The organism is Massilia aurea (assembly GCF_024753205.1).
In the GTDB taxonomy this organism is placed as follows: Bacteria; Pseudomonadota; Gammaproteobacteria; order Burkholderiales; family Burkholderiaceae_D; genus Telluria; species Telluria aurea.
The window spans coordinates 144,659-158,539 of sequence record NZ_JANUGZ010000006.1 but is presented as its reverse complement, the minus strand read 5'-3'; the positions used below and the strand labels follow the sequence as shown (position 1 = coordinate 158,539).

At 66.0% G+C, this 13,881-nt stretch carries 9 protein-coding genes; 7 read left to right on the top strand and 2 right to left on the bottom strand.

Annotated features, from left to right (window positions below; genetic code table 11):
• Window positions 1-204 precede the first annotated feature (204 nt).
• Together recJ and NX775_RS22315 are read right to left on the bottom strand one after the other, a co-directional pair.
• Window positions 205-1,908, bottom strand: coding sequence for a single-stranded-DNA-specific exonuclease RecJ (recJ, locus tag NX775_RS22320; RefSeq protein ID WP_258837974.1), 1,704 nt, complete (start codon window positions 1,906-1,908; stop codon window positions 205-207).
• A gap of 31 nt (window positions 1,909-1,939) precedes the next feature.
• Window positions 1,940-2,956, bottom strand: a complete 1,017-nt coding sequence (locus tag NX775_RS22315) for a hypothetical protein (protein WP_258837973.1) — start codon at window positions 2,954-2,956, stop codon at window positions 1,940-1,942.
• Between the two features lie 205 nt (window positions 2,957-3,161).
• Here NX775_RS22315 and NX775_RS22310 point away from each other — a divergent pair, with 205 nt between their 5' ends.
• The 7 genes from NX775_RS22310 (at window position 3,162) to NX775_RS22280 (ending at window position 13,701) form a co-directional block, all read left to right on the top strand.
• Window positions 3,162-4,445 carry a lipoprotein-releasing ABC transporter permease subunit gene (locus NX775_RS22310; RefSeq protein WP_258837972.1) on the top strand — a complete coding sequence of 428 codons (1,284 nt, stop codon included), beginning with the start codon at window positions 3,162-3,164 and terminating at the stop codon, window positions 4,443-4,445.
• Window positions 4,446-4,493: 48 nt separating this feature from the next.
• A complete protein-coding gene (locus NX775_RS22305) occupies window positions 4,494-5,759 on the top strand; it encodes a lipoprotein-releasing ABC transporter permease subunit (RefSeq protein WP_258837971.1) in 1,266 nt (421 codons plus the stop codon).
• Between the two features lie 16 nt (window positions 5,760-5,775).
• Window positions 5,776-6,483, top strand: a complete 708-nt coding sequence (gene lolD / locus NX775_RS22300; protein WP_258837993.1) for a lipoprotein-releasing ABC transporter ATP-binding protein LolD — start codon at window positions 5,776-5,778, stop codon at window positions 6,481-6,483.
• A gap of 4 nt (window positions 6,484-6,487) precedes the next feature.
• Entirely contained in the window at window positions 6,488-7,294 is an 807-nt protein-coding gene (locus NX775_RS22295) for a TatD family hydrolase (RefSeq protein WP_258837970.1), read from the top strand.
• Window positions 7,295-7,418: 124 nt separating this feature from the next.
• Window positions 7,419-10,292 (top strand): type VI secretion system Vgr family protein, encoded by a 2,874-nt coding sequence (locus tag NX775_RS22290; RefSeq protein ID WP_258837969.1) that lies wholly within the window; start codon window positions 7,419-7,421, stop codon window positions 10,290-10,292.
• Window positions 10,289-11,998, top strand: coding sequence for an esterase/lipase family protein (locus NX775_RS22285; RefSeq protein WP_258837968.1), 1,710 nt, complete (start codon window positions 10,289-10,291; stop codon window positions 11,996-11,998). Before NX775_RS22290 ends, NX775_RS22285 begins: the two co-directional genes overlap by 4 nt.
• Window positions 11,995-13,701: a T6SS immunity protein Tli4 family protein gene (locus NX775_RS22280; protein ID WP_258837967.1), complete on the top strand. Its 1,707-nt coding sequence runs from the start codon at window positions 11,995-11,997 to the stop codon at window positions 13,699-13,701. Before NX775_RS22285 ends, NX775_RS22280 begins: the two co-directional genes overlap by 4 nt.
• Window positions 13,702-13,881 lie beyond the last annotated feature (180 nt).

Genomic DNA, 13,881 nt, shown 5'->3' with positions numbered 1-13,881 from the left:
AGGATCATGTCGCCTGTAAGTATCCCGCCCGCAAATAGTTGTCAAACAATTTGACTCTGACCCTAATTGTTACGTTTGCTGCAGAGCCCGCCTGATAATTAGGGTCAGAGTCGAACTATTGGGCAATTGCCCCAATTCGAGCGACCTGCAATTAGGGTCAGAGTCGAATTGTTTTGCAATTGCTCAGGGGCTTGGCCTGTACTGTCAGGCGGATTCGGCGTGCTCGACCAGGAGCTGGACTTTGGTGACGCCGTTGTACTCGTTGGCGTCGAGGCGGAAGGCGACGCGGGCGCGGTCGCTCAGGCTGTCGGTGTGGCCGAACCAGATGGCGTCGTAGCGGCGGCCGTTCTTTTCCAGTTGCAGCTTCAGGTGGCGTTCTTTCAGGATGCGCTGGCTGACGACGCGGAATTCGTCGCAGAAAACCGGTGGCGCGAAGCCCTGGCCCCAGACCTGGCCGTCCATCAGTTCGATGAACTGGGTCGAGTAGAACTCGTCCTCGAGCGGCCCGTCGGTTTCGATGATGCGTTCGAGCTGCGCTTCGCTGAGCCAGGCCTGGCCAACCGCTTCGAACGCCTGGCAGAAGGTGTCGAAATTGTCGTGGCGCAGCGAGAGTCCGGCGGCCATCGCGTGGCCGCCGAACTTGTCGATCAGCCCCGGCACGCGCTTGGACACCAGGTCCAGCGCGTCGCGCAAGTGGAAGCCCGGAATCGAGCGGCCCGAGCCCTTGATCATGCCGTCGCCCGCTGGTGCGAAGGTGAACGTCGGGCGATAAAATTTTTCTTTGAGGCGCGAGGCGACGATACCGATCACGCCCTGGTGCCAGCCTTCGTCGAACACGGTGATCGTGCTGGCGCCGGTCGGCTCGAACGTGTCCAGGTGCAGTAGCGCGGTGTCCTGCATCTCGGCTTCGATTTCGCGGCGCTTGAGGTTGATCTCGTTGAGTTGCTGTGCGATGGCCCAGGCGCGGCCTTCGTCGTCGGTGGTCAGGCATTCGATACCGAGCGCCATGTCCTGCAGGCGGCCGGCCGCGTTCAGGCGCGGGCCGACGGCAAAGCCCAGGTCGAACGGCGTGGCGCAGCGCGCTTCACGGCCGGCGACCCGGAACAGCGCCGCCACGCCGGCATGCATGCGGCCCGCGCGCATGCGCTTCAAGCCCTGCGCGACGAGGATGCGGTTATTGGCGTCGAGTTTGACGACGTCGGCCACCGTGCCCAGCGCAACCAGGTCGAGCAGGCTGTCGAGCTTGGGCTGCGTCTGCGCGTCGAACACGCCGCGCCGGCGCAGTTCGGCGCGCAGGGCCAGCAGCACGTAGAACACGACGCCCACGCCGGCCAGGTTCTTGCTCGGAAAACCGCACTCGGGCTGGTTCGGATTGACGATCACGCGCGCCGCCGGCAGCACATCGCCCGGCAGGTGGTGGTCGGTGACGACGACGTCGATGCCCAACTGATTTGCCGCGAGCACGCCATCGACGCTGGCGATGCCGTTGTCGACCGTGACGATGATGTCGGGCGCATTTTCGCGCGCGGTGAGCGCCACGATTTCGGGCGTCAGGCCATAGCCGTATTCAAAGCGGTTCGGGACGATGTAGTCGACCTGCGCCCCCATCGCGCGCAAGCCGCGCAGCGCGACGGCGCAGGCGGTGGCGCCGTCGCAATCGTAGTCGGCGACGATCGTCATGCGCTTGCCGGCGCCGATGGCGTCAGCCAGGAACGCGGCGGCGGCGTCGATGTGCTTCAGGCCGGACGGCGGCGACAGGGCCGCCAGTTCGCTCGAAAGCTCACGCGCATCGAGCAGGCCGCGCGATGCGTAGATGCGCGCCAGTACGGGGTGCACGCCATCCTGGCGCAGCAGTTCGGAGGTGCGGAACGGGCAGGGACGGGTGGAAAGTCGGGTCTTCAGTGTCAATGTCTGTCTCGGTCGAGTTGTATCAGTGCGCTTACTTGAGTGCGTCGAGCGTCGGGTTGCGCCAGAATTTGCGCTGCGCCAGCGCGCCCGTCGTCGTCTCGAGCAGGCCTTCGCGGCTGCTCAGCACCAGCGTCAGCTTGCTCACGCGGCCCGCCTTCACGGCAGCCAGCAGCGGCGCGAACAGCGTTTCTTCCAGTTGCCCCATCACCTGCAGCCAGACGCCCCAGTCGGCCGCCTGCGCCGCTTCGGCCAGCGGACCGACGACCAGCGTGCGGTCGGTCGACAGCAGATCGGCCAGCCGGTCGAGCGTGTCGAGCCGTTGCTCGCCGAGCGCGCCCAGCCAGCCCGGCACCGCGACACTGGCCAGCGGCTGCTTGAGTGCCGGCGCCGTCCGGCCCGCGCCCCAAACCCAGAACGCGTTCACGATCGGCAGCCGCCGCGTTTCGCGCGCGGCGTTCACCGGATGCGCATGCCACGCCATCTGCACTTCGTTCTGCAGGCGCCGGTAGGCCAGCGCCTGCTGGCCTTTCGGCATGAAATCCGTCAGGTCCATGTTGACGACCGTGTCGGGCGTGGCGGTCTCGAAACCGGTCCAGTCGTCGGCGCGCAAAAACCACGTCTGCGCATCGCCATAGCGCAGCGCATGGCCAATGCTTTCGCAGAGTTCGGCCGCCGTGGCGAACAGCGCGCGGCTGTCGTCATCGGCCAGCGGAACCTGGCGCGTATCGGCCATCGTCAGGTGCGTGCGGGCGATCTGGATGTGACCGGGGGACACGATGTACCAGTTGCCGCCCTCGGGTTCCAGCCCGAACCCGCGCATGGCGGCAACGGCCACGTCGACCCGGCCCGCGGCGCCCAGGCCGAGCGCGCGCGCCAGCCAGGTTTCGTGGGGCAGGGCGTGGGTATGTTCGGCTGTGCGGGCGCGGGTGGCACTCGACGTACGCGAGAGCAGCAGCGCCAGCGCCGGCGTGTTCATCGCGCGGATCAGGTCGGGAGCAAATTCAGGAAGCGGCAGAGCGAACGGCAGGACGAGCGTAATATGAGCCATCCCGCTATTCTAGGGCAAATCGTCGCCGCCAGCGGATCGCCAGCCTGATTCTCCACCCGCATGCCCGCTGGAATGCCCTAGTGAGTTTTTGATAATTGCGCCACAATCCCGGTTTGTCTGGCAAACTGCCGGGCTGATGCAGCCCGGCGCTGCGCCACAATACAAAAATACAGCGGAATACAGCGGATCGGTCGACACGGACAGCATGAGCATCACCCACAAACTCCCCTACGAATGGCAGATCGGCCTGCGCTACACGCGCGCCGGCAAGCGCAGCGGCCGCAACAGCTTCATCTCCTTCATTTCGATGGCCTCGGTGGCCGGCATCGCGCTCGGCGTGGCCGCACTGATCGTCGTGCTGTCCGTGATGAACGGCTTCCAGAAGGAAGTCACCAACCGCATGCTGTCGATGCTGGCGCACGTCGAGATTTTCGACAGCCGCGGCGCGCTGCCCGACTGGCGCGCCACCAGCCTGCAGGCGCTGCGCAACCCGGAGGTCAAGGCCGCCGCGCCGTTCATCGACGCGCAATCGATGCTGCTGGTCGATGGTGTCATGAAGCCCGCGCTGCTGCGCGGCGTGGCGCCCGTCGAAGAAGCGCAGGTATCGGACATCACGCGCCAGATGAAGGCCGGTAATTTCGCATCGCTGCGCGTCGGCTCATTCAATGTGGTGCTGGGCCGCGCGCTGGCCAAGTCACTTGGCGTCGATGTGGGCGACCGCGTCACGCTGCTCGTGGCCAGCAGCGGTATCCTGGGCGGCGCCAGCACGCCAGGCGAGAACCCGCTGCCGCGCACGCGCGCGCTGACCGTGTCCGGCATTTTCGAGGCCGGCCATTTCGAGTTCGATTCCACGCTTGCCCTGATCAATATCGACGACGCCCAGGTGGCCACGGGCGCCACGGCGCCGGCCGGCATTCGCCTGCGCCTGCAAGACCTGCACCAGGCGCCACGCGTGGCGTACGAACTGCAAACGTCAATGCCGGGCGAATTGATCATGCGCGACTGGACCAAGGTCAATACCGTCTGGTTCGCCGCCGTGCAATCGCAAAAGAACATGATGTTCATTATCCTGACGATGATCGTGGCGGTGGCCGCGTTCAACCTGGTCTCGACGCTCGTCATGACCGTCAAGGACAAGCAGTCCGACATCGCCATCCTGCGCACGCTGGGCGCCTCGCCGCGAGCGATCATGAAAATTTTCATGGTGCAGGGCACGTTGGTCGGCCTGCTGGGCGGCCTGCTCGGCGTTGGCTTGGGCGTGCTGGTGGCGCTCAATGTCGACGTCATCGTGCCGGCCATCGAGCGCATCTCGGGCGTGCATTTTCTGTCGCAAGAGGTCTACCTGATCAGCGAGATGCCGTCCGAACTGCTGTGGGCCGACGTCGGCTGGATCGGCGGCGTGGCCGTGCTGCTGTCGTTCCTGGCCACGATCTACCCAAGCTGGGCCGCCTCGCGCGTGAAACCGGCAGAGGCACTGCGCTATGAGTAACCGCGCCTTTGTCGTTTGCCCCGATTCCAATCTGACGCACGAGAATTCATGAGCATCATCCACAAACTGCCGTACGAGTGGCAGGTCGGCCTGCGCTACACGCGCGCCGGCAAAAGCAGCGGTCGTAGCAGCTTCATTTCGTTCATCTCGCTCATTTCCGTGGCCGGCATCGCGCTGGGCGTGGCCGCCCTGATCATCGTGCTGTCGGTGATGAACGGCTTCCAGAAACAGGTCACCGACCGCATGCTGTCGGTGCTGGCCCACATCGAGGTGTTCGATGCATCGGGCAGCATGCCGGATTGGCAGGCCAAGGCAAAGGAAGCGGCGCAGAATCCGGCCGTGCTGGGTTCGGCGCCATTCGTCGAGACCCAGGGCCTCTTGGTGCGCGACGGGATCATGCGCCCGTCGATCGTGCGCGGCGTTCTGCCGGGCGTCGAAGACAATGTATCGACGGTGGCAAAGCAGATCCGCGCCGGCAGCTTCGATGCCTTGAAGCCCGGCAGCTTCAACATCGTGCTCGGTTATGCGCTGGCGCGCGCGCTGGGCGTGGGCATGGGCGACAAGGTCACCATGGTGCTGGCCCAGGGCCAGGTGACGCCAGCCGGCATGGTGCCGCGCACGCGCAGCTTCACGGTGGCCGGCATCTTCGAGGCCGGGCACTTCGATTTCGATGCGGCGCTGTCGTTCGTGCACATCGAAGATGCGCAGCGCCTTGAACGGCAGGGGGCGCCATCGGGTTTGCGCCTGCGCATCGCCAACATGCGCGAAGCGCCGCAAGTTGCGGCCGAGTTGAAGGCCTCGATGAAGGGCGACCTGGTCATGCGCGACTGGCCCAAGCTCAATGCCAACTGGTACGCTGCGGTGCAGACCGAAAAAAAGATGATGTTCATCATTCTGACTTTGATCATCGCGGTGGCCGCCTTCAACCTGGTCTCGAGCCTGGTGATGACGGTAACCGAGAAGCAGGCCGACATCGCGATTCTGCGCACGCTGGGCGCCTCGCCCGGCTCGATCATGAAAATCTTCATGGTGCAGGGCGCGGTCGTCGGTGTGCTCGGGACGCTCGCGGGCGTGGCCATGGGTGTGGGCGTGAGCAAGAACATCGGTGTCATCGTCCCGTTCATCGAGCGCTTGCTGGGCGTGGAGTTCTTGTCGAAGGATATCTATTTGATCAGTACCGTGCCGTCCGAGCTGTACACGCCGGACGTCGTCACCATCGGCATCGTGTCGGTGGTGCTGGCCTTTGCGGCCACGATCTACCCAAGCTGGGCCGCCTCGCGCGTGAAACCGGCGGAGGCGCTGCGCTATGAATAATGTGAAGAACAATGCGATGAACGACGTGAACAAAACGGACGACGTACCCGTGCTGGCCTGCCGTGGCCTGGGCAAGACCTTCAACCAGGGCGATGCCATCGTGCGCGTCATCGACGGCATCGACTTTGCCGTGTACCGCGGCGAGCGTGTGGCGATTGTGGGCGCGTCCGGTTCGGGCAAGTCGACGCTGCTGCATCTGCTGGGCGGCCTGGATACGCCGAGCAGCGGCACGGTGAGCCTGCGCGGCGAGGATTTTGCGAGCCTGTCCGAATCCCGGCGCGGCGAACTGCGCAATACGGCGCTCGGCTTCGTGTACCAGTTCCACCACCTGCTGCCCGAATTCACGGCGCTCGACAACGTCATGATGCCGCTCCTGATTCGCCGCATGCCGCGCGCCGAAGCGCTGACGCTGGCGCAGGCGATCCTCGAGCGCGTGGGGCTCGGCAAACGCGTCATGCACCGCCCGGGTGAATTGTCCGGCGGCGAGCGCCAGCGGGTCGCGCTGGCGCGCGCACTGGTCACGCAACCGGCCTGCGTGCTGGCCGATGAACCGACCGGCAACCTCGATCACACGACCGCGCAGATCATCTTCGACCTGATGCTCGAACTCTCGCGCACCCTCGGCACCGCGTTCGTGATCGTCACGCACGACATGGAACTGGCGCGCCGCTGCGACCGTGTGTTGCGCATGACCGAGCACGGGCTGCAGGCAGCGGAGGGCTGACGCCATGTGGATCGATACGCACGTTCATCTCGACGCCCGCGAATACGGTGGCGATGGCGCTGGCGTCGCGCGCCGGGCCGAAGCTGCCGGTGTCTCGATGATCGTCATGATGGCGGTCGAGCGGGGCAATTTCGATACGGTCGCGGCCCTGGCTGCAGGCAGCCCGAACGCCTGCTACGCGCTGGGCATTCACCCGATGTGCGTGCCGCAGGCAAGCGACGACGACCTGGCGTACCTGCGCACGCGCGTCGAAGCGGCCATGGGCGATCGGCGTTTTGTGGGCATCGGTGAAATCGGCCTGGATTTCTTCATCCCCGAACTCACCACGCCCGAGATGCGCGAGAAGCAGGCGCGGTTCTTCCGCGAACAGCTGCGCATCGCGCGCGACTTTGGCTTGCCAGTGATGACGCATGTGCGCCGCTCGCAGGACCAGGTGCTCAAGCACTTGCGCCAGATTCGCCCGCCGAGCGGCATCGCGCATGCGTTCAATGGCAGCTTCCAGCAGGCGCAGAATTTCATCGACCTCGGGCTGCACCTGGGCTTCGGCGGTAACCTGACTTTTACGCGCGCGCTGCAGATCCGGCGCCTGGCCACCGAGTTGCCGCTCGACTGGATCGTGCTGGAAACCGACTCACCCGACATCGCCCCCAGCTGGATTCATCCGGGCCGCAACAGCCCCGAGAACCTGCCAGGCATTGGCGCGGCGTTGGCCGAATTGCGCGGCGTGGACACGGATGTCGTGCGCATCGCTGCCCATCGCGCCTCGCTGGCCGCCATTCCGCGCCTGGCCGGCTTGTGCGCCGCCGTCTAGCCAGGCGGCCCGGCGAAGTTCCCGAAACGGCGTCTGGCATTTCTGACACCTGACAAAACGCCATCAGTACGGCGTGCCAAGATGTGCTTCCCCGAGAAGCGCATTGCATGGACAGGAGATTCACGTGGACAGCGCCAGCGAATTCCTGCGCATGCTGCAGAACGACCGTTCGCTATCGGGGACGCACCGACCCATCCGGCTGCGTCTTGGCCATGCTGATCATCCACTTGCTGCTGTGCTGTTGCCGCAGCGTGTTACGGGCAGCGAAGCCATTTGCGGCGGCCTCGAGTACACCGTCACCTGCGTCGCGTCCACACCACGCCTGCCGCTCAAGGAACTGATCGCGCTGCCGGCCGAGGTCGGGCTCGTCACCGATCGTGGCGGCTTGCGCAGTGTGTGCGGCATCGTGGCCGAAGCACGCGCGGGCGATTTCGACGGCGGTTTGGGCGTGTACCAGCTGGTGATCCGCGACGCGCTGGCGATCATGGAAAAGCGCATCAACAGCCGCGTGTTTCGCTATCAGAACGAACTCGAGATCGTGCAGGTGCTGTTCGATGAATGGCGCCTGTCGAACAGCGTGCTGGCCAGCGCCTTCGACTACGAACTCGATCCGCTGTTCGACCCGCGCCAGTTTCCGCCGCGCGAGCAGACCATGCAATACAACGAGTCCGACGCCGCGTTCGTGCGCCGCCTGCTGCGCCGGCGTGGCGTGGCCTGGACCTTCCGCCCCGGCCACGCGCGTAGCAGGGCGCCGGGCAGCGAACGTGACGCGTCGCCCGCCCACACGCTGGTGCTGTTCAACGATCCCAGCACGCTGCCCCGCAACAGCGCCGGCGCCGTGCGCTACCACCAGGGCGGCGCCAGCGAAGAGCGCGACACGATCGTCTCGTGGTGCGCCGCGCGCCGCCTGCAGGCCGGCAGCACGACGCGGCACAGCTGGGATTATCGCAATCCACTGGGCACCAGCTTCATGACGGCCACTGCGCGCGGCATGGCCGACCAGGGACCCAGCGGCAACGGGCTGGCGGCCAGTCTGGACGACTATCAGGTCGAGATGCCCCATGCCGGCAACGACGTCGAAGACCACTGGCGCCTGGGGCAGCTGCGCATGAACCGGCACGAGCTCGACACCAAGTGCTTTCATGGCGCGGGCACCGTGCGCGACCTGCGCGCCGGCGAGTGGTTCACGCTCAGCGGCCATCCCGAGATCGACACGCATCCGGCCGCCGAACGCGACTTCGTCATCACCGCGCTGCACGTTGAGGCCGAGAACAACCTGCCGGCTGACGTTGCGCAGCGCGTGCGGCGGCTGATGGGAACGGCGCTGTCTGGCGCCGACAGCGGGTTTGCGGCGTCGGCGCTTGGGCCCGCGCCGGCGCACGCGCCCGCATCTTCGCTTGCATCCGGCGCCATGCGGGTGCGGGTCACCTTCGACGCGGTGCGGCGCGGCATCCCGCTCGCCCCGGGTTTCGATCCGCGCACCGATCTGCCGCATCCGCAATTGCAAAGCGCCATCGTGACCGGTCCGCCCGGCGAAGAAGTCCATTGCGATGCACTGGGCCGGGTCAAGATCCGCTTCCCTGGCATGCGTACCGACGACCACCGGCATGCGCATGGTGCAGGGGCGTCGGGTACGCCGGCCGACTCGGCCTGGGTGCGCGTTGCGTCCAACTGGGCCGGGGCTGGCGCCGGCAGCCAGCAGCAATCGGGCACGCTCGGGATGCCGCGCGTGGGCACCGAAGTCCTGGTGGCGTTCATGGGGGGCGATCCTGATCGGCCCGTGATCCTGTCGCAGTTGTACAACGAGCGTTCACAGCCGCCGGCGCTGAGCCGCGCGGGTGGTTTGCCGGGCAACCGCTACCTGGCCGGCATGCGCAGCCGTGAAATTGGCGGTGCGCGTGGCGGGCAGTTACTGTTCGACGACACGCCCGGTCAGATCGGCGTGCAGCTGGCCAGCGACCACGCTGCTGCCGAACTCAATCTGGGCTGGCTGTCCGACCCGCGCTCGAATGGCACGGCCGGTGCACGCGGTGAGGGCGCCGAACTGCGCAGCAGCAAGGCCGTTGCCGTGCGCGGCGGTGAAGGCATCCTGCTCAGTGCCGGGGGCAGCGACGCCGATGGTGGCGCCCAGCTCGAGCGCGGCGCGCTGGTCGGCATCGCTGAGGTGATGCACGGCGTACTCGACGAACTGGGGCGGCTGGCGGGCGCGCATGGCGAAGAGCATGCGGCCAGCCCCCGCCTGGCCGAGCTCACCGAGCGTTTGCGTCACTGGCACGACGGTTCGAATGTGGCCCCAGGCCTGGCGCAGGGCGGCGCGCCGATGGTGGCGGTGAGCGCGCCGGCCGGGGTGGTGCTGGCCAGCGACGACGCCATCGCGCTGGGCGCGCGGACCAAGATCGACATCGTCTCGACCGGCGATACGGAACTGGCGGCCGGGCGCAGCTTGTTTTTGCGGGCGTCGCGCGCGCTCAGCCTGTTCGCGTATGACCTCGGCATGAAGCTGATCACGGCGCGCGGCGACATCGTCGTCGAAACGCACAAGGGCGATATCGAGATCAAGTCGTCCAACCGGATTCGCCTGATCGCCGCCACTGGCATCGAGCTCGAAGCGCCGTCGGTCAAGGTGGTGTCGCAGGGTACGCAAACCGACTGGCACGGCGGCGCGATCACGCACCAGAGCAGCGGCAACCACGTCATCAAAGCCGCCAGCGTCGACTACCTGACGGGCGGCGGTGGCATGCCGGCTGGCCTGCAGCTGCCGGCCACCATCCTCGAAACCGATGAGCGTGTGGTGGTCATCGATCGCCAGACCAATCTGCCGGCCAGGGGACAGCGCTATATCGCACAGCACGAGGACGGCACCAGCATCGAAGGCATCACCGACGATGAAGGCCGCACGGGCATCCTGCACAGCTACGCGATGGGCGACATCGAAATCCGCCTGCTGGCTGATGACCAGTCCAGCAATCCGACGCCCGCCGGCACGGACAGAGCATGAGCGAACCAACCCGGCCCATCCACCAGCCCACCGTCGAGCGCGACGGCAGCCTGGTAGCCCACACAGTCGCCACGCCGGTTGCATTCAAGGTGCGCGCCCGCGTGACGATCGGATCGCGCAAGGTCATTCCCGTCATTTTCGTTCCCGGCAGCATGGGCTCGAACCTGCGGGCGCGTGCCAATTTGAACAAGCGTGACGACGACGCGCTGCGCGCGGGCGAGCCGGCATGGCGGCCACCCAATCACCTCGCCGGCAAATACCGCGAGGCCGACGTATGGGAAACGCGCGCGCCTGCACTGCGCCAGCGCATCCTCGATCCCGCCATCCTCGAGGTGGACCCTGACGGCGAACTCGACTTCCCGCTCTGCGGCCTGGAGCCCGACGTCATGCGGGAGCGGGGCTGGGGGGAAATCCACGCCGACTCGTACGGCGCGCTGCTGGTCGACCTGCAACGCAACCTGGACAAGACGTTCCAGCTCTCGCCCCAGGGTGCACGCCTGGTGCGCCTGCACTGGAAGCGGGTCATGCAATGCGACCCCGAACGCTGGGGCGTGCGGCAGATCGAGCATGTCACCGAAGCCGAACTTGAAAAATACGCCGGCTACCAGTATCCCGTCTATGCCTTCGGCTACAACTGGCTGGCATCGTGCGACGTGGCGGCAAAAAGCCTGCGCGCACGGATTGACGGGATACGGGCCTTCTGGACCGACCGCAAGCATGCATGCCGCCACGTGATCCTGGTGACGCACTCGATGGGCGGGCTGGTCGCGCGTGCCTGCGCGCGCCTGAGCGAGGGCGCAGGCGGCGCCTCGGACATCGCCGGCATCGTGCACGCCGTGATGCCGGCGCTGGGCGCGCCCGTGGCATACCGGCGCATGGCCTGCGGTACCGAGGCAGGCAATTTCAGCAACGGGCCACTGGTGAATTTTGCGGCGTCCGGATTCGCCGACATCGCGGGCGACACGAGCGCCAAGACGATGCCGGTGATGGCGGTATCGCCCGGCCTGCTGCAACTGCTGCCGAATCATCTTTATCCGGCGCCGTGGCTGGTGATCAAAACGTTGCGCGGCGTGAGCGCGCACGAGGATATGCGCGACATGGTGTCGCTACCGGATGGCAATCCCTATGATATGTATCGGGACATGACGTCGTGGCACCGGATGATCGACCCGGCGTTGGCGGACCCGGCGCAGCGCTACGCCAAGCTACATGGCGGGCCTGTCAAGAAAATTCTCGACGCAATCAACGAGGCGGAACGCTTTCATCGCAAGGTTCTGGGCGTCGAAGGCAAGGGCGGCAAGAGCACGCCGTACTATCACCGCCACTCCTACGCCTTTTACGGCGCGGACAAAACGCTGAAAGCCTACGGCAAGATTCGCTGGGTGGCGCGCATGCCCTCGACGTCGCCGGCAGTGCTCACGACCGCAAACGTGCGGGCGGCAAAGCTGGTCGCCGATGGTGGAAAAGGCAGTGCTGACACGCGCGAGGTAGAAACCGCGAACGGTGTCCGGCTGCGCTTTGTCTTGTGGCCGCAGGACGAACAAGGCGATGAAACCGTGCCGCTGCAATCTGGCGCAGGGGCGGCATCGCACGTGCGCGGCGCGTTCGCACCAACGGGTTTCCGGCACCAGGACAGTTTCCAGCACGAAGACATGCTGCTGCTGACGCGCCATCTCATCGTCAAGATCGTTCAGGAAGTCCGATGAAGCGGCTGAAGAGCCGCCGTGTGCGTTGGGTCGGTATAGCGATGGCGTCAGCCCTGACGCTGGTGTCCTTTCTCGCGAACTCGTTCCAGACCGACGAGGATAGGCAAAAGGTGGCAAAGATGACCGGCACGATGAAGACCGTCTGCGTGGGCCGTTTCCTGATCGACCTTCCCGCCGAGGCGACGGTGCGTCTGCGACGTGGCTTCGTCGGCGGTTACGATGTCGCCAGCACCGACCGTGAAACGGATGACGATTTCGCGGAACGTCTCGGTGCATTTGAGAACACCCTACTCGACGGGAAAGACGAGTATGGCAAGCTCGAGTCGGCGAAGGACTTGCTATCTGCGACGGGGCAGGGCAAGGTGTTCGTGCACAACCGGCGCCCGGCCCAGACCATCGAAAACGGCCACATCTTGGCGATCGAAGACGTGGACGTGCATGGCCTGCTGAGACTCCCCCACGTCAGCATTGACGCGCAGGCGCAGGGCATGGCGCCGGGCAGCGAGGCCGGGCTGGTACGCGTGCTGCGGCGGTTTCGCGCCATGCGGCCCGGTGAGATACCGCGCGAGCCGGGATTCTGCCTTGGGCACGCCATCGTACTCGACCCGTATGACGACGCCGACACGGAAAGCGTCGTGCTGTTCGCCGGCCTGCCGGGCCATCCTGACGTCAGTATCGTGCTCTCGTCGATGGCAGGGGTGACGCCCGCCCCGCGCCTGCTCGAACGGCATGCGATCACGGCCGACCGCCGGCCGCTGTTCATGCAGCTTGCGTTCTCGCATCTGCGCGAAGCGGCGCGCGCCATCAATGGCCTTGACGGCGATGAACTGGTCATGCGGGTGCGCGAGCCCAATTTCACAACCGGCTATTCGTTTCAATGGGAAATGCCCGGACGCCAATCCGATCTCAACATGCCGTTCATGACACTGGAACTGGCCGCCGGCACCAATCCGACGGGTGGCGGCAAGCCGGTGCAGTCGACGTTGTCCGAGCAGGCGCTGATCGATTTGTGGGACCGGATCGCCGGCAGCCTGCGGCTGCGGCCAACTGCACTCCAGGCGCCAGCGGCTGTTGAAGCGCCGGCCACTGCGCTCGGCGCCATCGCGCTTGCCGGTGACAGTTGTCCGCACACGGGCTGGTGGCAATGCACCGAGGTCAACGCCCGCGTGCGCGTCTACAACGGGCAACGCCAGTTCATCGCCGAAGGCAAGCGCATGCCGCAAGCGCTGCTGCTGCCGCAACCAACCGTCTGGCAGCGGGTCAGGGGTTTGCAGCCCAGCTATGAAAGCCGGAGCCCGACCCGCTGGCGCCTGGCGGACAAGCGCCACCGTCCGCGCGTACCGGTTCAGGCCGCACCAGCGCCTGCCGTGACCGGGTTAGCCGAGCCCGATCTCGTGCCCAATCTCGCGCCCCTTGATGCGTCTGACCTTGGGCCCGGTCTTGCGACCGGTCTGGAGCCTGATTTTACGTCCGGCGTGACGCCCGAAACGGACCTGATGCCACATCGCGACACCCTGATCGGCAGCGTCGCGCAAAGCAGTGCACCTTGTCCGGCCAGCGGATGGTGGCGCTGTGACGACAGCGATGCGCTCGATGGCACGCGCTGGTTTGCCGCGGGCAGCCTGCTGCCACGTGCATCGTTCGCACAACGCGTTCGCCGGCACAGCAGCTGGACACTGGTGCGGCTTGCCAGCGAGCCTTGAGTGCATCGATCCGATCCGGACAGCCGCTTGATGCGAAAACACGAAGGAGATGTCATGGACGGAGCGGTGACGCGCCAGAAAGACTGGATGGTCCGCCCGACCGCAGCGGCAACGGATAGGTTCGTCGTCGCTGCAATGCCTATCTTGCACAAATTGGGCGTCAGCCGCCCGGCCACCTGA